23 protein-coding genes are annotated in these 22,246 nt (G+C 64.2%); 14 read left to right on the top strand and 9 right to left on the bottom strand.

Annotated features, from left to right (window positions below; genetic code table 11):
* Window positions 1–60 precede the first annotated feature (60 nt).
* On the top strand, window positions 61–363 hold the full coding sequence (locus LB516_RS22465) for a DUF982 domain-containing protein (RefSeq protein ID WP_140618802.1): 303 nt from the start codon (window positions 61–63) through the stop codon (window positions 361–363).
* A gap of 105 nt (window positions 364–468) precedes the next feature.
* Here LB516_RS22465 and LB516_RS22460 read toward each other — a convergent pair whose 3' ends face one another.
* A complete protein-coding gene (locus LB516_RS22460) occupies window positions 469–705 on the bottom strand; it encodes a DUF6894 family protein (protein ID WP_015315763.1) in 237 nt (78 codons plus the stop codon).
* 223 nt (window positions 706–928) lie between these two features.
* Between LB516_RS22460 and LB516_RS22455 the strand changes: the two genes are divergently transcribed.
* From LB516_RS22455 to LB516_RS22420, 8 genes are all read left to right on the top strand, one after another.
* Complete coding sequence (locus LB516_RS22455; RefSeq protein ID WP_015315764.1) at window positions 929–1,648, top strand: Crp/Fnr family transcriptional regulator; 720 nt, start codon at window positions 929–931, stop codon at window positions 1,646–1,648.
* 371 nt (window positions 1,649–2,019) lie between these two features.
* Window positions 2,020–2,109 carry a K(+)-transporting ATPase subunit F gene (kdpF, locus tag LB516_RS22450; RefSeq protein ID WP_015315765.1) on the top strand — a complete coding sequence of 30 codons (90 nt, stop codon included), beginning with the start codon at window positions 2,020–2,022 and terminating at the stop codon, window positions 2,107–2,109.
* 20 nt (window positions 2,110–2,129) lie between these two features.
* Window positions 2,130–3,833, top strand: a complete 1,704-nt coding sequence (kdpA, locus tag LB516_RS22445) for a potassium-transporting ATPase subunit KdpA (RefSeq protein ID WP_224720393.1) — start codon at window positions 2,130–2,132, stop codon at window positions 3,831–3,833.
* Between the two features lie 7 nt (window positions 3,834–3,840).
* A complete protein-coding gene (locus LB516_RS22440; RefSeq protein WP_015315767.1) occupies window positions 3,841–4,056 on the top strand; it encodes a hypothetical protein in 216 nt (71 codons plus the stop codon).
* Window positions 4,053–6,146: a potassium-transporting ATPase subunit KdpB gene (gene kdpB / locus LB516_RS22435; RefSeq protein WP_224720392.1), complete on the top strand. Its 2,094-nt coding sequence runs from the start codon at window positions 4,053–4,055 to the stop codon at window positions 6,144–6,146. The genes LB516_RS22440 and kdpB overlap by 4 nt, the downstream gene beginning before the upstream one ends.
* 11 nt (window positions 6,147–6,157) lie before the next feature.
* Window positions 6,158–6,721, top strand: a complete 564-nt coding sequence (gene kdpC, locus LB516_RS22430) for a potassium-transporting ATPase subunit KdpC (protein WP_224720391.1) — start codon at window positions 6,158–6,160, stop codon at window positions 6,719–6,721.
* A 57-nt stretch (window positions 6,722–6,778) separates the two neighbouring features.
* Window positions 6,779–9,514 carry a sensor histidine kinase gene (locus tag LB516_RS22425; RefSeq protein ID WP_224720390.1) on the top strand — a complete coding sequence of 912 codons (2,736 nt, stop codon included), beginning with the start codon at window positions 6,779–6,781 and terminating at the stop codon, window positions 9,512–9,514.
* On the top strand, window positions 9,511–10,200 hold the full coding sequence (locus LB516_RS22420) for a response regulator transcription factor (RefSeq protein ID WP_140713324.1): 690 nt from the start codon (window positions 9,511–9,513) through the stop codon (window positions 10,198–10,200). Before LB516_RS22425 ends, LB516_RS22420 begins: the two co-directional genes overlap by 4 nt.
* A gap of 24 nt (window positions 10,201–10,224) precedes the next feature.
* Here LB516_RS22420 and LB516_RS22415 read toward each other — a convergent pair whose 3' ends face one another.
* From LB516_RS22415 to LB516_RS22380, 8 genes are all read right to left on the bottom strand, one after another.
* Window positions 10,225–11,661 (bottom strand): MFS transporter, encoded by a 1,437-nt coding sequence (locus LB516_RS22415; protein ID WP_224720389.1) that lies wholly within the window; start codon window positions 11,659–11,661, stop codon window positions 10,225–10,227.
* A gap of 401 nt (window positions 11,662–12,062) precedes the next feature.
* Complete coding sequence (locus LB516_RS22410; protein WP_140618787.1) at window positions 12,063–12,545, bottom strand: DUF992 domain-containing protein; 483 nt, start codon at window positions 12,543–12,545, stop codon at window positions 12,063–12,065.
* Between the two features lie 91 nt (window positions 12,546–12,636).
* The gene (locus tag LB516_RS22405) at window positions 12,637–13,113 is read right to left on the bottom strand and encodes a DUF992 domain-containing protein (protein WP_023770564.1); all 477 of its coding nucleotides are present in this window, start codon (window positions 13,111–13,113) and stop codon (window positions 12,637–12,639) included.
* 208 nt (window positions 13,114–13,321) lie between these two features.
* Window positions 13,322–14,164 carry a tetratricopeptide repeat protein gene (locus tag LB516_RS22400; RefSeq protein ID WP_127275461.1) on the bottom strand — a complete coding sequence of 281 codons (843 nt, stop codon included), beginning with the start codon at window positions 14,162–14,164 and terminating at the stop codon, window positions 13,322–13,324.
* Between the two features lie 140 nt (window positions 14,165–14,304).
* Window positions 14,305–14,571: a 30S ribosomal protein S21 gene (gene rpsU / locus LB516_RS22395; protein ID WP_010911429.1), complete on the bottom strand. Its 267-nt coding sequence runs from the start codon at window positions 14,569–14,571 to the stop codon at window positions 14,305–14,307.
* Window positions 14,572–14,746: 175 nt separating this feature from the next.
* On the bottom strand, window positions 14,747–15,133 hold the full coding sequence (locus LB516_RS22390) for an SET domain-containing protein (RefSeq protein ID WP_140618786.1): 387 nt from the start codon (window positions 15,131–15,133) through the stop codon (window positions 14,747–14,749).
* Window positions 15,134–15,261: 128 nt separating this feature from the next.
* Entirely contained in the window at window positions 15,262–16,020 is a 759-nt protein-coding gene (locus LB516_RS22385) for an SDR family oxidoreductase (protein ID WP_140713330.1), read from the bottom strand.
* A gap of 102 nt (window positions 16,021–16,122) precedes the next feature.
* Window positions 16,123–16,497 carry a DUF2568 domain-containing protein gene (locus LB516_RS22380; protein ID WP_224583250.1) on the bottom strand — a complete coding sequence of 125 codons (375 nt, stop codon included), beginning with the start codon at window positions 16,495–16,497 and terminating at the stop codon, window positions 16,123–16,125.
* A 197-nt stretch (window positions 16,498–16,694) separates the two neighbouring features.
* Between LB516_RS22380 and LB516_RS22375 the strand changes: the two genes are divergently transcribed.
* The 5 genes from LB516_RS22375 to LB516_RS22355 are packed head-to-tail and all read left to right on the top strand — an operon-like array spanning window position 16,695 to window position 22,245.
* Window positions 16,695–17,948 (top strand): sarcosine oxidase subunit beta, encoded by a 1,254-nt coding sequence (locus LB516_RS22375; protein WP_140661744.1) that lies wholly within the window; start codon window positions 16,695–16,697, stop codon window positions 17,946–17,948.
* A gap of 2 nt (window positions 17,949–17,950) precedes the next feature.
* A complete protein-coding gene (locus LB516_RS22370) occupies window positions 17,951–18,373 on the top strand; it encodes a hypothetical protein (RefSeq protein ID WP_140619005.1) in 423 nt (140 codons plus the stop codon).
* 11 nt (window positions 18,374–18,384) lie between these two features.
* Window positions 18,385–18,681 (top strand): sarcosine oxidase subunit delta, encoded by a 297-nt coding sequence (locus LB516_RS22365; protein ID WP_015315781.1) that lies wholly within the window; start codon window positions 18,385–18,387, stop codon window positions 18,679–18,681.
* On the top strand, window positions 18,678–21,671 hold the full coding sequence (locus LB516_RS22360; protein ID WP_224720388.1) for a sarcosine oxidase subunit alpha: 2,994 nt from the start codon (window positions 18,678–18,680) through the stop codon (window positions 21,669–21,671). Before LB516_RS22365 ends, LB516_RS22360 begins: the two co-directional genes overlap by 4 nt.
* The gene (locus LB516_RS22355; protein ID WP_224683515.1) at window positions 21,664–22,245 is read left to right on the top strand and encodes a sarcosine oxidase subunit gamma; all 582 of its coding nucleotides are present in this window, start codon (window positions 21,664–21,666) and stop codon (window positions 22,243–22,245) included. The genes LB516_RS22360 and LB516_RS22355 overlap by 8 nt, the downstream gene beginning before the upstream one ends.
* The last annotated feature ends 1 nt before the right edge of the window (window position 22,246 follow it).

The raw sequence follows: 22,246 nt of genomic DNA, 5'->3' as shown, positions 1-22,246 counted from the left end.
CATCATAGATCCCCGCCAGGATTTTCTCCGAGAACCCGCGTCCAATCAGGAGCCCGCTTCATGCATGACAAGTTGTTTCATCCGCCCGTCGCACTGACCGTCGGTCTCGGCTTCAGGCGCGAAATCGCCTCGCTGGCCGAAATGCACGATTTCCTGACCAACTGGACGACCTCTCGCCGTGGTCCGCTTTATCGCAATGCCGTCGAGGCGTGCGGCCTGGCCCTGGAAGGCTGCATCACGAGGGACGAAGCGCGCCACGCGTTTGTTGAATTCGCGGAGGCCACCGGTATTCTCTGGCCCGAGATCGAGCCTGTCATCGTGGCGCGGGCCGTCGCACGCGGCCATGGCGGCTACGCCGCCTGATCGTTGGAGCTGTCATTGCGATGGCCAGTTCGTACGGCCGTCCCCGAAAGCCCGGCTTGGCCCTCCGAGCCGGGCTTTCCATTCCATCTTGCGGAGGGGCCGCGGTCAATCGCACCAGCTTGACGAGATGACGAGCGATGCTTCGAAGACATGGCGCCCGCTCTCGTCGCGCACCTTCACGGTGATGGCCGTTCGGTCGTTTTCGATCATCTCGTCGCGAATGATGTCGGGCAGGATGAGGATTGCCTCGCGCCGCAGACGCTCGCGCGTGTCGAACACCTGACCATGGTCGTCCACCGTCAGGCCATCGCCATTGTAAAGGTCGAGAAAGTATCTGGGCATGATGCGGCCGGATCCCGAGCTGATGAATTTCCCAAAAGAGACTTGATCGACAATTCGCGGGCTAAGCCATTGTTCCATCAGAGATGATCTTCGCCGGCGAATAAGCGCCTTCTAACAAATGTTAATGCCCGCCAGCGCCCGACGACCTAGTGCTTCGGCAGCCGCCCCTTGCTTCGACAGAACAGTTGGAGATCGGCTCTGAGCCCTTTCGCTGGAGATAGCGGTGCTGGAATCCCTGTATCTGAATCTCGCCCAGCACGACGCGCTTTCCGATGCCGAAAAGGCGCTGCTGGCGGAAGCCATGACTTTCGAGCGGCATTTCGCGGTCGGCCAGGATATCGTCGCCTCGGGCGCGCGGCCGACCCATTCGACTCTGATTCTCGACGGATTGGCGGCGCGCTACAAGGTGCTCGAGAATGGCGGCCGGCAGTTCACCTCGCTGCAGGTACCTGGCGATTTCGTCGATCTCCACGCGTTCCTCCTGAAGACGATGGATCACGGCATCGTTGCCATGTCGCCCTGCCATGTCATGTTCGCCGATCACAGCCGGCTTCGTGCCATCACCGAAGAAGCGCCGCATCTGACGCGGCTGCTGTGGCTGGATACGCTGGTCGACGGCGCCATCCATCGCGAGTGGATCGTGGCGATGGGCCGCCGCTCCAAGACCTCACACCTGGCCCATCTCCTTTGTGAGCTTTTCGTACGGCTGCAGGTGGTGCAGCGCACCAACGGCATGAGCTTTCACCTGCCGCTCTCACAGGCCGAGCTGGCCGATGTGCTCGGTCTTTCCGTCGTACACATGAACCGCGTCATCGGCGCCTTGCGCAAAGTCGGCGTCGTCAACTGGGCAAATCACACGGTGACAATCCTGGATTGGCACAGGCTCCAGGAAATCGCCGAGTTCGATCCGACCTATCTCAGCCTGACGCGGGAGCCGCGGTAGAGCGTTCCCAGCAAGGCCGCAAAGCGCGGCGGCATATCCTTCCCGGCAATCCGCGTCGACGAGCTGCTCTTCGACGGCGAGCCGCGCCGGAAACCTTTATAGAATTCCTATTTCTTTCCCATCCGCCCCGTCTCGAACCTTTATGGCGATCGGGTCCATATTCACGTCGAGCAAAAGCCGTCGGACGCCGCCCAGTGTGGCGCGCTGTCTCACAGTATTGCCGACCTGTATTTGGCGGGCGAACAGTAGAAACTGGAAGCAAGGAAAAGCACAATGGACATTATTGTTCTTGGGATCGGGGTTTTGTTCTTCGGCCTGTCCATCGTCTACGTCAAAGCTTGCGACAGAATTTAAGCTGAAGGATCGAACCTATGCTTGTCGATTACATCCTCGGCGGTGGCGTGACCTTGTTCCTGCTCGCCTACCTCACCTACGCGCTCATTCGTCCAGAACGCTTCTGAAGGCACGGAAAGCCACAGCCATGACACTGAACGGATGGATACAGATCCTCCTCTATTGCGGGATCCTCGTTTTGCTGGTGAAGCCGCTTGGCTTCTACATGCACCGCGTCTTCAATGGCGATCGCACGCCGCTTTCACCGGTCCTCGGCCCGCTCGAGCGCGGGCTCTACCGCATTTGCGGAACCAGCGAGCGCGAGGAGCAGCACTGGACCACCTATGCGGTGGCTCTCCTGCTGTTCAACCTGGCGGGCTTCCTGGTGCTCTATGTCCTGCAACGCCTGCAAGGCAGTCTGCCCTACAATCCGGCCGGCATGAGCGCGGTCGACCCAGCGCTCGCCTTCAACACCGCCGTAAGCTTCACGACCAACACCAACTGGCAGAACTACGGCGGCGAAAGCACGATGTCCTACCTCGTGCAGATGGCCGGGCTGACGGTCCAGAATTTCGTTTCGGCCGCCACAGGCATCGCCATTGCAATCGCGCTGATCCGCGGCTTCGCCCGCGCTTCCGGAAGATCGATCGGCAATTTCTGGGTCGATATAATGCGCGCCACGCTCTATGTGCTCTTGCCGCTCTGCGTCGTGCTCACCCTGGTCTATGTCTGGCTCGGCATGCCGCAGACGCTGGGGCCTTACGTCGACGCCACGACGCTTGAGGGCGCCAAGCAGACCATCGCGCTGGGGCCGGTCGCCTCGCAGGTCGCCATCAAGATGCTCGGCACCAATGGCGGCGGTTTCTTCAATGCCAACGCGGCACATCCATTCGAGAATCCCGACGCCGTCTCCAACCTGATCCAGATGCTGTCGATCTTCGTCGTCGGCGCCGCATTGACCAACGTCTTCGGCCGCATGGTCGGCAATCAGCGCCAGGGCTGGGCGATCCTCGCCTCAATGGGCGTGCTGTTCATCGTTGGCGTCGCCGTCTGCTACTGGGCGGAAGCCGCGGGCAATCCGCTGGTGCATGCGCTGGGCATCGACGGCGGCAATATGGAAGGGAAAGAGACCCGCTTCGGCATAGCGCTCTCGGCTTTGTTCGCCGTCATCACCACGGCAGCTTCCTGCGGTGCGGTCAACGCCATGCACGATAGCTTCACCGCGCTCGGTGGCATGATTCCGCTCATCAACATGCAACTCGGCGAGGTCATCGTCGGCGGCGTCGGCGCCGGCTTCTACGGCATGCTGATATTCATCCTGATCGCCGTCTTCGTTGCCGGCCTGATGGTCGGCCGCACGCCCGAATATCTCGGCAAAAAGATCGAGGCGAAGGAGGTCAAGATGGCGATGCTGGCGATCCTGTGCCTGCCGCTGGCGATGCTGATCTTCACGGCGACCGCGGTGGTGCTGCCGAGCGCGGTGGCGTCGATCGCCAATGGCGGGCCGCACGGCTTCTCCGAGATCCTCTACGCCTACACCTCGGCGGCGGCCAACAATGGTTCGGCTTTCGGCGGCCTCAGCGGCAACACGCCCTGGTACAACATCACGCTCGGCATCGGTATGCTGATGGGCCGCTTCCTGGTCATCATCCCGGCGCTCGCCATCGCCGGCGCGCTGGCGGCGAAGAAGACCGTCCCCGCCTCAGCCGGCACCTTCCCGACCGACGGTCCGCTGTTCGTCGGGCTGCTGGTCGGCGTCATCGTCATCGTCGGCGGCCTGACCTTCTTCCCGGCGCTCGCCGTCGGACCTGTCGTCGAGCACCTGGCGATGATCCATGGACAGACATTCTGAGGCAGACATGTCCTGGTTCAGCAACAAGCGCCGCAATATCAGGCATCGGGCCGATCCGGGGAAGGAGGGGCTGCCGCCTCCCTTCCCGACCATGTCGACGTTTCTTGGGCTTGCCGCCGCCATGATCGCGCTTTGGCTGCTGGCCTACGGGCTTCCTCATCTTTTTTCGGCATCCGACCAGTCGCCGCCGCACACCAACACTGAAGCCGGAGCTTCAAAATGAGTCAGTCAAAGTCAGCCAGCATCATGGATGCCGGCATCCTGTGGCCCGCCATCGGCGGCGCCTTCCGCAAACTCGATCCGCGCACGCTGGCCCGCAACCCGGTGATGTTCGTCGTCGCCGTCGTCTCGGCGCTGACATCGGTGCTGTTCGTCAAGGACCTCGTCACCGGCGGCGGTGATTTGCTGTTCACGCTGCAGATCATCATCTGGCTGTGGTTCACGGTGCTGTTCGCCAATTTCGCCGAAGCCGTCGCCGAAGGGCGCGGCAAGGCGCAGGCGGATTCGCTGCGCAAGGCTCGCACCGAAACCCAGGCCAAGCTTTTGACGGGCGAGGACCGCACCAGGTTCAAGCTGGTACCCGGCACCAGCCTGAAGGTCGGCGATATCGTTCTCGTCGAAACCGGCGACATCATCCCGTCCGATGGCGAGGTGGTGGAAGGCGTCGCCTCAGTCAACGAGGCGGCGATAACGGGCGAATCCGCGCCGGTGATCCGCGAATCCGGCGGCGACCGATCGGCCGTCACCGGCGGCACGCAGGTGCTGTCGGACTGGATCCGCGTGCGCATCACCGCCGCCGCGGGCCACACATTCCTCGACCGCATGATCTCGCTGGTCGAAGGCGCCGAGCGCCAGAAGACGCCCAACGAGATCGCGCTCAACATCCTGCTCGTCGGCATGACGCTGATCTTCGTGCTGGCCACAGCGACCATCCCGAGCTTTGCCCACTACTCGGGTGGCTATATTTCGGTGACCGTGCTCGTCGCGCTGTTCGTGACGCTTATCCCGACCACGATCGGCGCGCTGCTGTCGGCCATCGGCATTGCCGGCATGGACCGGCTGGTGCGCTTCAATGTGCTGGCCATGTCGGGTCGCGCCGTCGAAGCCGCCGGCGACGTCGACACGCTGCTCCTCGACAAGACCGGCACCATCACGCTCGGCAATCGCCAGGCGACGGAATTCCGCCCGGTCAAGGGCGTCAGCGAGCAGGAACTGGCGGACGCGGCACAGCTTGCCTCGCTCGCCGACGAGACGCCGGAAGGCCGCTCGATCGTGGTGCTGGCCAAGGAGAAGTATGCCATCCGTGCCCGCGACATGGCGACATTGCATGCTACTTTCGTGCCCTTCACCGCGCAGACCCGCATGAGCGGCGTCGACATCGACGGTTCGTCGGTACGCAAGGGCGCAGTCGATTCCGTGCTCGCCCATGTCAGCCAGGCGACATCGACCAGCCGCGCGACGCGCACGAACAGCGACACGATCAGGGATTTGCAGGCGATCGCCGACGACGTCGCGAAATCCGGCGGCACGCCGCTGGCGGTCGAGCGGGACGGGCGCCTGCTGGGTATCGTGCACCTCAAGGACATCGTCAAAGGCGGCATCCGCGAGCGTTTCGCCGAGCTGCGCAAGATGGGCATCCGCACGGTCATGATCACCGGCGACAACCCGATGACGGCAGCCGCCATCGCGGCCGAAGCCGGCGTCGACGACTTCCTTGCCCAGGCGACACCGGAGGACAAGCTGAAGCTGATCCGCGACGAGCAGGCCAAGGGCAAACTGGTCGCCATGTGCGGCGACGGCACCAACGATGCGCCAGCCCTTGCGCAAGCCGATGTCGGCGTCGCCATGAACACCGGCACGGTCGCTGCTCGCGAGGCCGGCAATATGGTCGACCTCGACAGCGATCCGACCAAGCTTATCGAGATCGTCGAAATCGGCAAGGCGCTGTTGATGACCCGCGGCTCGCTGACTACCTTCTCGATCGCCAATGACGTGGCCAAGTATTTCGCCATCATCCCGGCCATGTTCGCCGTCTTCTACGTCGCGCCCGGCCAGACCACAGGTCCGCTGCAAGCGCTCAACATCATGCATCTGGCGACACCGCAGAGCGCCATCCTGTCGGCCATCATCTTCAACGCGCTGATCATCATCGCGCTGATCCCGCTGTCGCTGCGCGGTGTGAAGTACCGGGCGATCGGCGCGGGTGCGCTGCTCAGCCGCAACCTTCTCGTCTACGGTCTCGGCGGCATCGTCGTGCCGTTCGTCGGCATCAAGACAATCGACATGGCCGTCACCGCCCTTGGCCTTGCATAAGGATCATTCCGATGCTCAAGCAGATCAGACCCGCGATCATCATGATCGTTTTCTTCACCGTGCTGACCGGGCTCGTCTATCCCATCGGCATGACCGGCATCGCCCAGGCGCTGTTCCCGCGCCAGGCCAATGGCAGCCTGATCGAGAGGGGCGGCAAGGTGATCGGCTCCGAACTGATCGGCCAGGCTTTCGCCAGCGACACGTATTTCCACGGACGGCCGTCGGCTGCCGGCAACGGCTACGATGCCAGCGCCTCCGGCGGCTCCAACCTCGGTCCGACCAACCCGAAGCTGATCGAGCGCATCAAGGGCGACGCGGAAAAGCTGATGACTGAGAACCCGGACCAGCCGGTGCCGATTGACCTAGTGACGACGTCCGGCAGCGGCCTTGATCCGCAGATCAGTCCCGAGGCCGCTTATCTCCAGGTTCCGCGCGTGGCCAAGGCAAGGCGCATCGACGAGGCCAAGGTCAAGGCGCTCGTCGACGGCCAGGTCGAGGACCGGGAATTGGGCGTGCTCGGCGAGCCGGCGGTTAATGTGCTGGCCCTCAACCTGGCGCTGGATGCCGCGAAGTAGGTGATGTCCGGCGCCGGGGATCGACACGGTCCCCGGCGCCATTCATGATCGGACCCGATGCCGGACGACAGAAGCTACGTCGAAAACAGACCATCTCCCGACGCGCTGCTAGAGCATGCCGAGCGGGAAGGGCGCGGCCGTCTGCGCATATTCCTGGGCGCGGCACCCGGTGTCGGCAAGACCTACGAGATGCTGATGTCGGGTCGTGCCAGGGTGGCCGACGGTGCCGACGTGGTGATCGGCGTGGTCGAGACGCATGGCCGCAAGGAAACACAGGCCCTGGTCGAGGGGTATGAAGTCATTGCCCGCCGCAGGGTCGACTACAAGGGGCGCGTCCTCGACGAGATGGATATCGATGCCATCCTTGCCCGGCGTCCGGCGCTGGTCCTGGTCGACGAACTCGCCCACACCAACGCGCCCGGCAGCCGCCACCCCAAGCGCTATCTCGATGTCCAGGAAATCCTGGCGCGGGGCATAGACGTCTATACGACGCTGAACATCCAACATGTCGAAAGCCTGAACGACGTCGTCGCCCAGATTACCCGGGTCAGGGTGCGCGAGACGGTTCCAGACTCCATCATCGACCAGGCGGATGATGTCGAGATCATCGATCTGACGCCCGACGACCTGATCAAGCGGCTGGAGGAGGGCAAGGTCTATTTCCCCAACACCGCGCAGCGCGCCGTCGAGAACTATTTTTCGCCCGGCAATTTGACGGCGTTGCGGGAACTGGCGCTGCGCCGAACCGCCCAGCGCGTCGACGAGCAACTGCTCAACCACATGCAGTCCCACGCCATCCAGGGTCCGTGGGCGGCGGGGGAGCGGGTTCTTGTCTGCGTCGATGCACGTCCGGGCGGGGCAGCCCGCATTCGCTACGCACGCAGGCTGGCCGACAGGCTTCGTGCACCCTGGACGGCGCTTCATGTCGACACGCCTCGCTCCGCCGGCATGTCCGAGGATGACAAGGACAGGCTCGCCACACTGCTGCGCCTTGCCGAGCAGCTCGGTGCCGAGGTGACGACCATCCCGGGCCAGAGCGTCGCGCAGGACATCGTTCGCCATGCGATGGCCAACAATTTCACCCACATCGTGGTCGGCAGGCCGACCCGGTCGCGCTGGCGCGAACTGATCGAAGGGTCGCTCACCTATGATCTGATCCGCAATGCCGGCGACATCAGCGTCCATGTCATCTCCGGAACGGAGCGGGACACCGAAACGTCTTCCAGGAGAGTGAACGCGGCAGCCGAGGAAAGGCATTTCCAGGCCAAGCCGTATTTGCTCGCCACGGCTTACGTTGCCGGATCATTGGCCGTCAGCACCGTTCTCGACCAGTTCCTCGACGTTCGCAATCTGGCGATCGTCTTCCTGCTCTCCGTGCTGACGTCGGCGGTGGCTGGTGGTCTCTGGCCGGCGCTTTACGCCTGTTTCCTCAGTGTCCTTGCCTTCAACTATTTTTTCCTCGAGCCACGCCACACGCTGACGATCCGCGATCCCGAAAGCATCGTCGCGATTGCCGTCTTCGTCGCCGTTGCCGTCATTGCCAGCAACCTGACGGCGCGCGTGCAGCGTCAGGCTGCCGCCGCCCGCTCGCGGGCGCGGGCAACCGAGGACATCTATCTGTTTTCCAAGAAGCTCGCAGGCGCCGGCACGCTCGACGACGTGCTCTGGGCCACCGCCTTCCAGATCGCCTCGATGCTGAAGCTGCGCGTGGTGCTGCTGCTGCCGGAAGACGGCACGATCACCGTCAAGGCAGGCTATCCGCCCGACGACACGCTGGCCGAGGCCGACATTGCCGCCGCACGCTGGGCCTGGGAACACAACCGTGCCGCCGGACGCGGCGCCGACACGCTTCCTGGCGCCAAGCGCCTCTATCTTCCCTTGCGCACGGGACGCACCGCAATCGGCGTCGTCGGCCTCGACAATGACAAGCAGGGCCCGCTTCTGACGCCCGAGCAGCAGCGGCTGCTCGACGCGCTGGCCGATCAGGCGGCGGTGGCGATCGAACGCATCCAGCTCGTCGCCGATGTCGACCGCGCCAAGCTCGCGGCAGAAGCCGACCGGCTGCGCTCGGCGCTGCTGACCTCGATTTCGCATGACCTGAAAACGCCGCTCGCCGCCATCATGGGCGCGGCCGGCACGCTCAAGGAATTCGCGCCCGACCTCCCCGAGCAGGACAGGGCGGAGCTGCTGTCGACCGTGATCGACGAATCGGAGCGGCTGAACCGCTTCATCGCCAACCTGCTCGACATGACCAAGATCGAATCCGGGGCGATGGAGCCGAACTACGCCCTCCATTATGTCGGCGATATCGTCGGCACGGCGCTCGACCGTGCCCGCAAGATCACCAGCGAGCACAAGATCGAGGTCGATATTCCGCCCAACTTGCCGATGCTGCGGCTCGATCCCGTGCTGTTCGAACAGGTCCTGTTCAACCTTCTCGACAATGCCTCGAAATATTCGCCGCCCGGCTCGACGATCCGCGTCCAGGCCTGGGCGGACAATGGCTCCGTCATCGTGCGGATCATGGACGAGGGACCGGGCATTCCGGCGCAGGACCTGGAACGCGTCTTCGATACCTTCTACCGGGTGCGCAAGGGCGATCAGGTGCGCGCCGGCACCGGGCTCGGCCTGTCGATCTGCCGTGGCTTCGTCGAGGCGATGGGCGGCACGATCGCGGCCGCCAACCGGATCGACCGCCCCGGTGGCGCCTTCACCATCAGGATGCAAGTGCCGGCGCAGGCGCGCGATATCGGCAACCGCGGCGACGAGCCCGGCATGGATCAGCCTCGATGACCAATTCGAATGTCAGGATACTGGTCGTCGACGACGAGCCGCCGATCCGCAAGCTGCTGCGGGTCGGCCTTGGCAGCCAGGGTTACGCGGTCAGCGAGGCGCCGAACGCCAAGGCGGCGATCGAGCTGATGGAACAGGAGACGCCGGATCTCGTGCTGCTCGATCTCGGCCTGCCCGGCATGGGGGGCCATGAACTCCTGCGCAAATGGCGGGAGGAGGGCGTCGACGTTCCCGTCGTCATCCTCTCCAGCCGTACCGACGAGGCCGGCATCGTCAGCGCGCTCGAACTCGGCGCCGACGACTATGTCACCAAGCCGTTCGGCATGAACGAACTGGTGGCACGCATCCGGGTGGCGCTGCGCCACAAGTTCCAGCAACAGGGTGAGAAGCCGATATTCCAGAGCGGTGACCTCAGCGTCGATCTTGTCAAGCGCGTCGTCAAGGTCGAGGACAGGGAGGTAAAGCTCTCGCCGAAAGAGTACGACATACTGCGCATCCTTGTGCAGCATGCCGGCAAGGTGCTGACCCACCACTTCATCCTGAAGCAGATCTGGGACGATTCGACAGACGTGCAGTACCTCAGGGTCTATGTCCGTCAGCTCAGGCAGAAGATCGAAAAAACCCCCGACCAGCCGCGCTACATCACCACCGAGACCGGTGTCGGCTATCGCCTGCGTGTCGAGTGAAATAGCCTGTCCGATAAACCTGCGTCAGCCGATCGCCTCCAGAGGCCGATTTGCCGCCGCCGATATCCGCAAGGCGGCGAGACAGCCCAGAATGCCGAGCGGCACGAAGGCAAGGAACAGCCAGCTCGCGACATTGGCCGCGGCGTCGTGATTCAGGCCCTGCGAAAAGCCGCTGGCGTTGGCGACGATGCCGGCAATGGCGGCGCCCACTGCATAGCCGATGCGCTGCATCGTCGGCACCGCGGCCGAGGCGATGGTCTGCTCCTCGGCCGGTGCGGAGGCAACGATGACGCGGGTCAGGAACGGCCAGGCAATGCCGAAGCCTCCGCCCTGCAGCAGGGCGCAGACCAGGATCAGCGGGATCGAGCCCAGCGGTATCGTGTAGGCGAAGCCGGCGATGCCCGCCGCGATCATCACCGCGCCGCAGACAATGATGAGCCTTTCGCGCCGCGGCGGCGCGTTGGCAACGAGAATCGACAGGATCGACCAGGCGATCGATTCGGCGGCGATGATGTAGCCGGTGGTCAGCAGCGGAATGTCGTGCAGGCTGGTCAAGAGCAGCGGCCCGTAGACGCCGAAGGAGCAGGTCGCGATGGAAAAGGCGGCGACCATCGTCATGCCGGCGCCGACCGGCGTGCGCCAGGAGAACAGCCGCGCCGGGAACAGCCTGGAGCGCGGCTTCAGCGTATCGACGTAGAAAAACAGCGCGAGGCCCGTCAGGCCTAGCACGATCAGCAGCGAGGAACGCAACAGGGCGATGTCGACGCCGGCCGAGGCGATCAGCAGCACGGCGACGGCAAGACAACCAAGCGCCACGAAAGGGAAGGGCGGCGCCTTGCCGGCACTCGTGCTGGGTTTCTTCGCCTCCGGCGTGTTGAGTACGAGGAAGCTTGCCAGCGCCATGGCGGTGCCACCGAGTGTGAAGACGCCGAAGGCCCAGCGCCAGGACAGCAATTCGGTCATAACAGCGCCGAGCAACGGTCCGCTGAACGCCGCGACGCCCCAGATAGCCGACATGATACCGAAAAGCTGCGGCCAGATGGCACGCGAAAACAGCCGCTCGACCGAGACGAAGGCCAGCGATACCAGCGCGCCGCCGCCGAGGCCCTCGATCAAGCGGCCGGCAAGGAACAATTGCATCGACGGCGAGGTGGCGCAGATCAGCGCGCCGGCGGCATAAAGCAGGGCCGCGACCACCATGTTGGTGCGCAGCGGAACATAACTCACCAGGCGTCCGGCGGCGGCACCGGCGACGATGGCGCCGAGTTCGTAGATCGCCAGGGACCAGCCGACGAGCTGTACGCCGGCCAGTTCGCCGACCATGGCCGGCATGACCGTCGCCACCATCGTCTCATTGGTGGCGTGCAGCAGGATGCCGAGGCTGATGAAGCAGAAGCGGGCGAGGTCGCCGCTTGCCCACAATGCGCGCCAGTCGACCTTGTTGCTGGTGATTTCAGTCATGGTCACCCCTGCCTTTGCCTATCTCGCTTGTAGCGCATGGCGCCAGAGGCCAGTGCGGGCTTCCGGCAGGACCATAAGGATCGACAGCGCCGTACCAGGCGCTGCCTACCCAAGGGCAGGCTTCTAGAACCTCAAGTATGGTTGAGTTCAAGCGGCTTTTTTGCAGACGTTCGCGAAGCCTCTCAATTTCGCCATCCACGGGCGGAGCAGCCGCGTAGCGGCGTGGCGAAGACCCGAGGATCCATGCCACGACCTGGCTGAGGGGTGCAGCGGTGCTGGGTCCTGGACCGCTGCAGCGCTTCGGAGCCCCGGCATGGATCCTCGGGTCTGCGCCGCGTCGCTACGCTCCTAGCTCCGCCCGTGGATGACGAATCGCTGCGGAAGCCGCCCTCATGGCCCAGTCAATTCTCGGTGCTGCGCAACTGGAATTGGCTGACGCCGATGGCGAGATTGATGCCGGTCTGCGTCTGCAGGCTGAGCGGCTGCAGGGTAAAGGCCTGCGAGGAGCCGCCGACCAGGAGATTGGCGCCGGCGCCGACGGCGGCGGTCACTTCGGCGCTGGCGCCGATATAGTCGCCCGCCAATGCACCCGGCGCGTAGATGTTCTTCAGCGGCGTCAGCACCAGCCAGCGCATCACCGCCTGCTTGGTCGTGCCGATGTCGAGGCCGTATTTGTTGACGGCGCCGAAATAGGCTTCCGGCGCGAAGCTCCTGTCGGCCGGGGTGAAGGTGCAGCTCAAATCCTTGCTCGAGCCGAAGATGAAGCCGGTGCCGCCCGATATGGCGCATTCAAGCGCACCGAGTTCGATGCCTTGGTCCTGCGCTCGTGCGGCGCCCGCAAGCATGATCGTGGTCGCGGCAGCGGCGATGGCTGTCCTGAACATGGCGGTCCCCTCAAAATCAAACGGCGCGGAACCATACTATCTGGTTCCGCGCCGCAGGGTGAGGGGTCGTGGAGCGCGTGGCTCCGTGCAATCACTTGAGCGAGTGGATCAGCTCCAGCGAGGTGACGGCGACCGCCAGGTTGACGCCGGTCTGCGCCTGGACGCTGAGTGGCTCCAGCATGAAGGCGCTGTCGAAGCCACCGACCAGCAGGTTGGCGCCGCCACCGGTGACGACGCTCGCCTCGGCGTTGACGCCGTAGTAGCTGCCGGCAAGGTCGCCCGCGTCACGGTCGCGGGTCGCGGCAAACACCGCCCAGACCAACTGGCCCTGGTGCGTCTTGCCGAGATCGACGCCGAGTTTCGAGATGACGCCGGTGTAAATTTCAGACGGCCCGTGATGATAGGGCCGGAACACACAGGACACGCCCTTGTTGGAGGTCACGAGATAGCCGGTGCCGCCATCGATGGTGCAGTCGAGCGTGCCGAGCTGCAACCTGCCGGCGCTGGCCGGGGCGGCAGCGAACATAGTCGTTGCAAGGGCGGCGGCGCAGACGAGTTTCTTGATCATGGGAGGGTCCTTTCGCAATCAGTCTTCAGTAACGTCTCGAGCGCCGCGACCGTTCCGCCGAAAACTTGGCGCGAACAAGGCGAGGGTTAACGGCTTGTCGCGGGGGTTAATACAGGGTTGCCGGATTGGCGGCGATCTTCAACGCCGCGTGTCCTTTCGGATACGCACGATGCAGTGCGCACCTTGCCGTGGGCCTGATGAGCCGACGTCAGCTGACGCGGGCGAGGCCATCCTTGGCCGGCTGGTAGCTGGGGTTGAGGCGCACAGCCTCGCGATAGGCCTTCGCCGCCTTTGCCTTGTCGCCGCGCCGTTCGTAGATCAGCGCCTGGTTGGCCCAGGCCTCGGCGTTCTGGCCGTCGAGCTTGATGGCCATGTTGAAATCGGAGAAGGCGTTATCCTCGTCGCCGGTCGCCAGATAGGAGAGGCCACGGCCGTTGTAGGGTTCGGCGGCGTCGGGGGCCAGCGAGATGGCGGTCGAGAAATCCTCAATGGCGAATTTGTGCTGGCCCTGGCTCTGATAGATCAGGCCGCGATTGTGATAGGCGCGGGCGTCCGTCGTGTCGAGCTGGATCGCCTTCTGGAAGTCGTTGAACGCATCCTGGGTGCGGCCCGCCTTACGGTAGAGATTGCCGCGGCCGATATAGGCGGCGTCATAATTGCCGTTGATCTGGATCGAGCGATTGTAGTCGGCAAGGGCTGCTTCCTGGTTGCCGAGGAAACGCTGGATGAGGGCCCGGTTCGAATAGGCCTGGTAGAAATTCGGATTGAGCTGGATGGCCTGGTTGAAATCCTTGAGCGCCGCCTGGTACTGGCCGCCGCGGCCATAGGCCGAGCCGCGGACATTATAGCCTTCCGGATCCTGGGGATTGCGCTGGATGACCGCCGACAGCGAGGAGATGTTCTCGCTCGACCCTTGCGCCTTGTCGATGTTGTTGAATTCACCGGCCGGGCCCGATGTCTGGCAGCCGGCAAGCACCAGTCCGGAAAGCAGGGCCGCTGTCAGGGCGAAACCACGCAATGCGGTCCCGCGCTCCACGCTTGTTGCGTTCATGTCTGCCCTGTCCTCACTTGCGCCGTCGTTCAGGTCCGGTTCCCCCCTCCGGGCCGGGTCACATCAAAATAAAAGGGTGGCGGCGATTCCGCATCGCGCCACCCTGGTATCCTTCGAAAAGGACGAAATATTGGCGATAATCAGCGCGGCGGACGCGCTGCACCGGCGGCACCGCCAGCAGCGACCGGACGCGGGGTCATCGGCAGCAGGCCTTCGCGCTGTGCGCGCTTGCGGGCCAGCTTGCGGGCGCGGCGAACGGCTTCGGCCTTTTCACGGGCGCGCTTCTCGGAAGGCTTCTCGTAGTGGCCGCGCATCTTCATTTCGCGGAAAATGCCTTCGCGCTGCATCTTCTTCTTCAGCGCGCGAAGCGCCTGATCAACGTTATTGTCGCGGACGAGTACCTGCACGGGCAATCCTGTCTTTCGGGTTTGATATCAACAGGCAAGCAGCCATAGCCGCAAGCCTCCGCGGCGCTCGACACCACGAATTGTGGCGGCTGATAGCAGAATCAAGCCTCGCTGTCCACAGTCGAAATGAGAGACGACAGCCAAATTGCCACGTCGCCTGGAGATAGTGTGCCCGTTACGCCGTCGCCAAGTGCAGCCGCTCGAAATCCTCGAAGAACTCACCGTAGTCGCAGGTGATCTCCTCGCCGATGGCGATATCCCGGGTCGCGGTCGCACCGCCATATTGCGAAAAGTCGGTGTTCGGGGTCGCCGAATGGTTCATGAAGCGGCCATTGTCGACCTCGTAGACCATGAAACCGGGCTTGTCCGGGCTCGGATAGGCATAGCGGTCGAGCAATTCCTTCAGGGGCTGGGGTGCGGCCTCATATTTGTCCATCGGAATCAGCCGGTCGAAATCCGGATCCAGGCGCCAGATCGAGGCGCCCTTCCGGATTGGTTCGGCGGCGAACATGCCGACGCCTTCGATTGCGCTCTGGGCGACATAGGTTCGGACCAGCATCATGGTTTCACAACCCGTCTTGGCAAGAAGACCCGTTTCGACAGGAAACGGAATCGCCAAATCGCGCCGAAAAAGCAAGAGCGGCGGCCTGCGTCACAACGACGAACAGGCCCGTTCACCGCAAAAATCCTTCACGTCCGGTTGATCGACACACCGCCATCGGCAAACAACGCGGTACCCGTGGTGAAGCTCGAGGCGTCAGAGGCAAGGTAAAGCGCCGAGCGGGCGATCTCTTGCGGCTGGGCCATGCGTTTCAGGGCATGGAGGCCCTCGACGAAGGCGCGGGCCTCGGGTGTGGTCGTCGTCGCACCCGGTGTGTCGGTGCCACCCGGCAGCAGCGCGTTGACGCGCAGTCCCTTCGGTCCATATTCGGCGGCCAGCACCTGCGTCAAACCGATCAGGCCTGCCTTGGCGGCAGCGTAGGCGGCCATGCCCGGCATGCCGGCGGTATAACCGACAAAGCTCGATGTGAAGATCAGCGAGCCGCCGCCGCGCTCCAGCATGGCCGGTATCTGATACTTCGCGCCGAGAAAGGCGCTGGTCAGATTGGTATCCATCGTCCCGTGCCATGTCTGTGCCGACATGTCGGGGACGGAGCCCATCAATCCGACGGAGCCGGCATTGTTCAACGCGATGTCGAGCCCGCCGAAGCTGCCGACCGCCAACTCGACGAGGGCTTTCGCATAGGTCTCGTCGGTGACATCTCCCGCGAGAACGACGGCCGTGCCGCCGGCGTCCTCGATTTCGACTGCGAGTGCATCAAGCGCCGTTTGGCGGCGAGCGGAAATGACGAGCTTGGCGCCTTCCTCGGCGAACAGCTTTGCCGTGGCGCGGCCGATGCCGGAACTGGCACCGGTGACGATGGCGATCTTGTTGGCGAGTGCGAGCATGTTTGGCATCCTTGTCCTTCGCGCCAGCTTCGCCGGCGATCGGATGCTTGGTCGCAAATCGGCAGAACAGCAGCCACCCGAAAGCTGCAGAGATTCGCGCCACTACCGCCGCAGCAGCCATGCCAGACGATCCAGCGAGAACGCGTAGCTGATGACGATCAGCAAGGCCATGATGATGGCCGTAATGGTATGGCCCGCCAAATGGAAACCCGCGGCGCCGCCGAACAGGACGATGAATTCCAGCGCCAGCCTGACAGCGCCCGGTACAGGCACCGGTGCCCGGCCCGACCGGCTTGGATCGTTGAGGACCGCGAAGATACCCCATGCCGCGGCTGCGGCGAGCGGCAAGGCAATGGCGAGGACCCAACGCCACGCTTCGTCCGAAAGGCTCCAGCCTGCCATGCCGAGGCCGAGCAAGGCGGCAAGCTCCAGCAGGAAGCGCAATGTGAGATTCCACCAGGCGTTGCCCATCATCATCCTCCGAATCCCAGCGCCGAGAAGTGTGACTGAAGGCAATCGTGGGAGCCAGGCCGGATAGCTCTTTTTCAGCGCGGCGCAAAACGGCAAGCGCCGTCGCAAACAGCGCAAGGGTGGCAGCGCTGTTTCGCTAGTGATACACCTCGCGCGCCGGGGCTTGATGATGAACGCCCGGCTGCCATTTGCGAGGCTGGAACGTGAAGAAATATTCGGTATTCGCCATCGCCCGCGAGGCCATGCGCGGCCACAAGGGCTGGGAGGAACAATGGTCCTCGCCGGAGCCGAAGAAGGAATACGACGTTATCATCGTCGGCGCCGGCGGCCATGGGCTGGCAACCGCCTATTACCTCGCGACCGTGCACGGCATCACCAATGTCGCGGTGCTGGAAAAGGGCTGGCTGGGCGGCGGCAATACCGGCCGCAACACCACCATCATCCGTTCCAACTATCTCTATGACGAGAGCGCCGGGATTTATGACCATGCGCTGAAGCTCTGGGACGGGCTCTCCCAGGAGCTCAACTACAACGTCATGTATTCGGCGCGTGGCGTCATGATGCTGGCGCACAATGTGCACGACATCCAGGTGCTGAAGCGCCATGTGCACGCCAACCGGCTCAACGGCATTGACAATGAATGGCTGACACCCGAGCAGGCGAAAGCATTCTGCCCGCCGCTCAACACCTCCAAGGACGCACGCTATCCGGTGGTCGGTGCGGCGCTGCAGCGTCGTGGCGGCACGGCGCGCCATGACGCGGTCGCCTGGGGTTATGCGCGCGGCGCCTCGGCGCGCGGCGTGCACATCATCCAGAACTGCGAGGTGACCGGCGTCAAGCGGGCCGCCAATGGCGCGGTGACGGGCGTCGACACGACGCGCGGCTTCATCGGCGCCAAGAAAGTTGGCGTCGTCGCCGCCGGACACTCCTCCGTCATCATGAACATGGCCGGCGTGCGCATGCCGCTGGAAAGCTATCCGCTGCAGGCGCTGGTGTCGGAGCCGATCAAGCCGGTCGTGCCTTGCGTTGTGATGTCGAACACGGTGCACGCCTATATCTCGCAGTCCGACAAGGGCGAGCTGGTGATCGGCGCCGGCACCGACCAGTATGTCTCCTATTCGCAGACCGGTGGGCTGCACATTCTTCAGCATACGCTCGACGCCATCTGCGAAATGTTCCCGATCTTCACGCGCATGAAGATGCTGCGGTCGTGGGGCGGCATCGTCGACGTCACACCCGACCGCTCGCCGATCCTGGCCAAGACGCCGGTGCCCGGCCTCTACGTCAATTGCGGCTGGGGCACGGGCGGCTTCAAGGCGACGCCGGGGTCCGGGCATGTCTTTGCCCACACCATTGCCAAGGACGATCCGCACCCGATCAACGCGCCCTTCACCATCGAGCGCTTCCGCACAGGCCGCCTCATCGACGAGGCGGCGGCCGCGGCGGTGGCGCACTGATGATGATGGCCGAGGTGGCAGTCGCGGTGCCGCTGATGCTGGCGGGGGAACAGGGCATGTTCCATGTTCCGACGGCGCAGGAAGTGCGGCTGCAGCCGATCAGCCGTGCGGGAAACGAGACCGGCTGGCCGTTTTCTGTCGACGAGGGAATGCTCGCCTGCGTCTGGAGTGTCGGCCAGAAAGTGGTGATGTTCTTCGAAGGCAGGCCGCATGGGCTGGATGAAGACGAGGATTTCCAGCCGCGTGGCGTCATCGTTACGACAGATCCGATGCAGCTGACGCTCGGCAACATGGCCAACCGCGATCTGTTCAGCGCGGCGACGAGCGTCGAGGAGCGGCTGCGGCTCGTCGCTCCCTTCATGACCATGGGCCAGAAGCTTTGCGATCAACCGGCTGGCGCGCGCGTCGGCCACGGCGAATTGTAGGAACAAACACGATGCTTCTCATCCGCTGCCCCTATTGCGAGGAAGAGCGCCCGGAACTCGAATTCCGCAACGCCGGCGAGGCGCACATCGCACGCTCGGCCAACATATCAGGCGAGAGCGACGACGACTTCGAGAAGTTCTTCTTCATCCGCTCCAATCCAAAGGGCATTATCTATGAGCGCTGGCGCCACATGCATGGCTGCGCGCGCTTCTTCAACGCGGTGCGTGACACCGTGACTGACAAGTTCGTCATGACCTACAAGGCCGGCGAACCGAAACCCTCCAAGCTGCCCGGAGTAGCGAAATGAGCGGCGCGTTGCGCATTCCCGGCGCCGGACGCCTTAGCCAGGCCAAGACCGCGCGGTTCAGCTTCGACGGCCAGTCCTACGCGGGCATCGAGGGGGACACTCTGGCATCGGCGCTGCTCGCCAATGGCGTGCATCTGGTCGGCCGATCGTTCAAGTACCACCGCCCGCGCGGCATCCTGTCGGCCGGCGCGGAGGAGCCGAACGCGCTGGTGCAGATCGTGCGCGACGACGCGCGCAAGACGCCGAACGTGCGCGCCACCGTGCAGGAGCTCTATGACGGGCTCGCCGCCAATTCGCAGAACCGCTGGCCGTCGCTGTCCTTCGATGTCAGCGCGGTCAACGACCTGGCCTCGCCGCTGTTCTCGGCCGGCTTCTACTACAAGACCTTCATGTGGCCGAAGGCGGCCTGGAAGAGCCTTTACGAACCCAAGATCCGTGAAGCCGCCGGCCTCGGTGTTTCGCCCGACAAACCCGATCCCGACCATTATTCCTCGCGCTACGCCCATTGCGACGTGCTGGTGCTGGGTGGCGGCGCGGCCGGCATCGCGGCGGCACTTGCCGCGGCGGAGACCGGCGTGCGCGTCATACTGGCCGACGAGCAAGCCGAGTTCGGCGGCAGCCTGCGCTTCGAATCTGGTGCGAAGATCGACGGCCAGGACGGCTTTGCCTGGGCACAAGCGGCGATCGCCAGACTGAGCGCGATGGACAATGTCCGGGTGCTGCCGCGCACCACGGCGTTCGGCTATTACGCGCAGAATTTCGTCGGTCTGGTCGAGCGCGTCAGCGATCACCTGAAGGTCCCCGGCCACGATCTGCCGCGCGAACGGCTCTGGCAGGTCCGCGCCAAGCGCGTGGTGCTGGCCTCCGGCGCCATCGAGCGTCACATGGTGTTTGCCAACAATGACAGGCCCGGCATCATGCTGGCGGGTGCGGCGCGCACCTTCCTCAACCATTATGGTGTCGCGGTTGGCCGGAATGTCGGCGTCTACACCGCCAACGATTCGGCTTACGGCGCCGCGATCGACCTGAAGAAGGCCGGCATCAACGTGGCGGCGATCGTCGATTTGCGTGACAACCCGACCGGCCCGGTGATCGATGAGGCCAGGGCCCTCGGCATCGAGATCAATTTCGGCCGTGCAGTGATCCGCGCCGGCGGCAAGCTACGCGTGTCGTCGATGACGGTGCAGCCGAAGAATGGCGGCGGCGAACGCACTATTCCCGTCGATGCGATCCTGATGTCCGCCGGCTGGACGCCGTCGGTGCATCTGTTCTCGCAATCGCGCGGCAAGGTTGCCTTCAACGACGAGACCAAGCGCTTCGTGCCTGGCACCTACGCGCAGGACTGCGTGTCGGTCGGCGCCTGCAACGGCACCGACGGCCTGACGGCGACCGTGGACGAGGCCTATGCGGCGGGCGCCAAGGCGGCGAAAGAAACAGGCGGCAAGGCGTCCAAGGGCACCAAGCCGAAGGTCGAAGCCTCGGAAAGCTGGTCGCGCGGCATGCTGGGTGCTGGCCCCGGCGCCGGGCCGGACACGACGGTGAAAGCCTTCGTCGATTTCCAGAACGACGTGACCGCCAAGGACATCCGCCAGGCGGTGCATGAAGGCATGCGCTCGATCGAGCATGTCAAGCGCTTCACCACCAACGGCATGGCGACCGACCAGGGCAAGACCTCTAACATGCACGGACTGGCGATTGCCGCCGAAACCCTGGGCAAGCCGATCCCGGAAGTCGGCCTGACCACGTTCCGCGCGCCCTACACGCCTGTCACCTTCGGCGCGATCGTCAGCCACGCGCGTGGGCCGCTGTTCGACCCGACACGCAGAACCGCGATCCATCCCTGGGCCGAGGCGCAAGGCGCGGTGTTCGAGGATGTCGGCCAGTGGAAGCGCGCCTGGTACTTCCCCAAGGCAGGCGAGGACATGCATGCGGCGGTCGACCGCGAATGCGTCGCCGTCCGCAACCAGGCCGGCCTGTTCGATGCGTCGACGCTGGGCAAGATCGAAGTGGTCGGCCCCGACGCGGCGAAGTTCATGGAACTGCTCTACACCAATCCGTGGGAGAAGCTGGAGCCCGGCCGCTGCCGCTATGGCATCATGCTGCGCGAGGACGGCTTCATCTATGATGACGGCGTCGTCGGCAGGCTGGCGCCGGACCGCTTCCATGTAACGACGACGACGGGCGGCGCGCCGCGCGTCATGAACCACATGGAGGATTACCTCCAGACCGAGTTCCCGCATCTTAATGTCTGGCTGACCTCAATCACCGAGCAGTGGGCGGTCATTGCCGTCCAGGGGCCGAAGTCGCGCGAGATCATTGCGCCGCTGGTCGAAGGCATCGACATGTCCGACGAGGCGCTGCCGCACATGTCGGTGCGCGAGGGCAAGATCTGCGGCGTGCCGACGAGGCTGTTCCGCATGTCGTTCACCGGCGAACGCGGTTTCGAGGTCAATGTGCCGGCCGACCATGGCCAGGCGGTCTGGGAAGCGTTGTGGGCCGAGGGCCAGAAGCATGGCGCCACCGCTTACGGCACCGAGGCGATGCACGTGCTGCGCGCCGAGAAGGGCTACATCATCGTAGGCCAGGATACGGACGGTACGGTGACGCCAAACGATGCCGGTCTGGACTGGGCGGTCGGCAAGAAGAAGGCCGATTTCGTCGGCATTCGCGGCCTGACGCGGCCTGATCTCGTCGCCAAGGGGCGCAAGCAACTGGTCGGCCTGAAGACCAAGGATCCAAAGGTGGTGCTGGAAGAAGGCGCGCAGATCGTCCAGGATCCCAAACAGGCGATCCCGATGAAGATGATCGGCCATGTCACGTCGAGCTATTGGTCGCAAAATTGCGGCCGTTCCATCGCGCTGGGGCTGGTGGCCGGCGGCCGTGACCGGATGGGCGACACGCTCTATGTACCGATGCCGAACGGGGTCATCGAAGTGGAGGTTACCGGCATGGTGTTCTTCGACGAGACGGGAGGGCGCCTCAATGGCTAAGGCTGCTGCAAAGACGGCCACGATGGCTTCACCATCAGCAGAGCGGCGTCCGGCATTGGCCGGGCGCACTGTCTCCGCAACGGGTGTCAAGGTCGATGTGCTGCCGCCGGCCGAGCGTATCTCGCTGCGCGCCCCGGAGGCTTCAGTCGCCGCTTTGTCGAAGGCGCTCGGCCTGACCTTGCCGAAGAAGCCAAAAACCTCGGCGTCGAAGGGCGGGCGTACGGCGCTGTGGCTTGGCCCGGACGAGTGGCTTGTCATCGACGAGGCCGGCAAGGACCCACTCGCCGATTGCGCAGGAGTTTCCGCCTTGCATTCGTCGGTCGGTATCTCGCATCGCAACATCGCGATTTTAGTCGCCGGTCCGGCGGCGGAAGCCGCGATCAATTCGGGCTGCCCGCAGGACCTGTCGCTCGACGCCTTCCCGGTGGGCGCCGCTTCGCGCACCATTCTCGGCAAGGCCGAGATCGTGCTGCTGCGCACGGCCGACGAGGCCTTCCGGGTCGAGTGCTGGCGTTCCTTCTCGGACTATGTCTTTACTTTCCTGTCCGAGGGAGCCCGCGACGCCGCCGGCTGAC

The organism is Mesorhizobium sp. CO1-1-7, from assembly GCF_020164885.1.
GTDB classification, from domain to species: Bacteria; Pseudomonadota; Alphaproteobacteria; order Rhizobiales; family Rhizobiaceae; genus Mesorhizobium; species Mesorhizobium australicum.
Note: the sequence above shows the minus strand (reverse complement) of the source record. Positions and strands in the feature narration are given on the sequence as shown.

Excerpts from the sequence above, each read along its gene's own strand:
- LB516_RS22465 (WP_140618802.1), top strand. The coding sequence starts at position 61 with ATGCATGACAAGTTGTTTCATCCGCCCGTCGCACTGACCGTCGGTCTC.
- LB516_RS22460 (WP_015315763.1), bottom strand. The coding sequence starts at position 705 with ATGCCCAGATACTTTCTCGACCTTTACAATGGCGATGGCCTGACGGTG.
- kdpF (WP_015315765.1), top strand. The coding sequence starts at position 2,020 with ATGCTTGTCGATTACATCCTCGGCGGTGGCGTGACCTTGTTCCTGCTC.
- kdpA (WP_224720393.1), top strand. The coding sequence starts at position 2,130 with ATGACACTGAACGGATGGATACAGATCCTCCTCTATTGCGGGATCCTC.
- LB516_RS22440 (WP_015315767.1), top strand. The coding sequence starts at position 3,841 with ATGTCCTGGTTCAGCAACAAGCGCCGCAATATCAGGCATCGGGCCGAT.
- kdpB (WP_224720392.1), top strand. The coding sequence starts at position 4,053 with ATGAGTCAGTCAAAGTCAGCCAGCATCATGGATGCCGGCATCCTGTGG.
- kdpC (WP_224720391.1), top strand. The coding sequence starts at position 6,158 with ATGCTCAAGCAGATCAGACCCGCGATCATCATGATCGTTTTCTTCACC.
- LB516_RS22425 (WP_224720390.1), top strand. The coding sequence starts at position 6,779 with ATGCCGGACGACAGAAGCTACGTCGAAAACAGACCATCTCCCGACGCG.
- LB516_RS22420 (WP_140713324.1), top strand. The coding sequence starts at position 9,511 with ATGACCAATTCGAATGTCAGGATACTGGTCGTCGACGACGAGCCGCCG.
- LB516_RS22415 (WP_224720389.1), bottom strand. The coding sequence starts at position 11,661 with ATGACTGAAATCACCAGCAACAAGGTCGACTGGCGCGCATTGTGGGCA.
- LB516_RS22410 (WP_140618787.1), bottom strand. The coding sequence starts at position 12,545 with ATGTTCAGGACAGCCATCGCCGCTGCCGCGACCACGATCATGCTTGCG.
- LB516_RS22405 (WP_023770564.1), bottom strand. The coding sequence starts at position 13,113 with ATGATCAAGAAACTCGTCTGCGCCGCCGCCCTTGCAACGACTATGTTC.
- LB516_RS22400 (WP_127275461.1), bottom strand. The coding sequence starts at position 14,164 with ATGAACGCAACAAGCGTGGAGCGCGGGACCGCATTGCGTGGTTTCGCC.
- LB516_RS22390 (WP_140618786.1), bottom strand. The coding sequence starts at position 15,133 with ATGATGCTGGTCCGAACCTATGTCGCCCAGAGCGCAATCGAAGGCGTC.
- LB516_RS22385 (WP_140713330.1), bottom strand. The coding sequence starts at position 16,020 with ATGCTCGCACTCGCCAACAAGATCGCCATCGTCACCGGTGCCAGTTCC.
- LB516_RS22380 (WP_224583250.1), bottom strand. The coding sequence starts at position 16,497 with ATGATGATGGGCAACGCCTGGTGGAATCTCACATTGCGCTTCCTGCTG.
- LB516_RS22370 (WP_140619005.1), top strand. The coding sequence starts at position 17,951 with ATGATGGCCGAGGTGGCAGTCGCGGTGCCGCTGATGCTGGCGGGGGAA.
- LB516_RS22365 (WP_015315781.1), top strand. The coding sequence starts at position 18,385 with ATGCTTCTCATCCGCTGCCCCTATTGCGAGGAAGAGCGCCCGGAACTC.
- LB516_RS22360 (WP_224720388.1), top strand. The coding sequence starts at position 18,678 with ATGAGCGGCGCGTTGCGCATTCCCGGCGCCGGACGCCTTAGCCAGGCC.
- LB516_RS22355 (WP_224683515.1), top strand. The coding sequence starts at position 21,664 with ATGGCTAAGGCTGCTGCAAAGACGGCCACGATGGCTTCACCATCAGCA.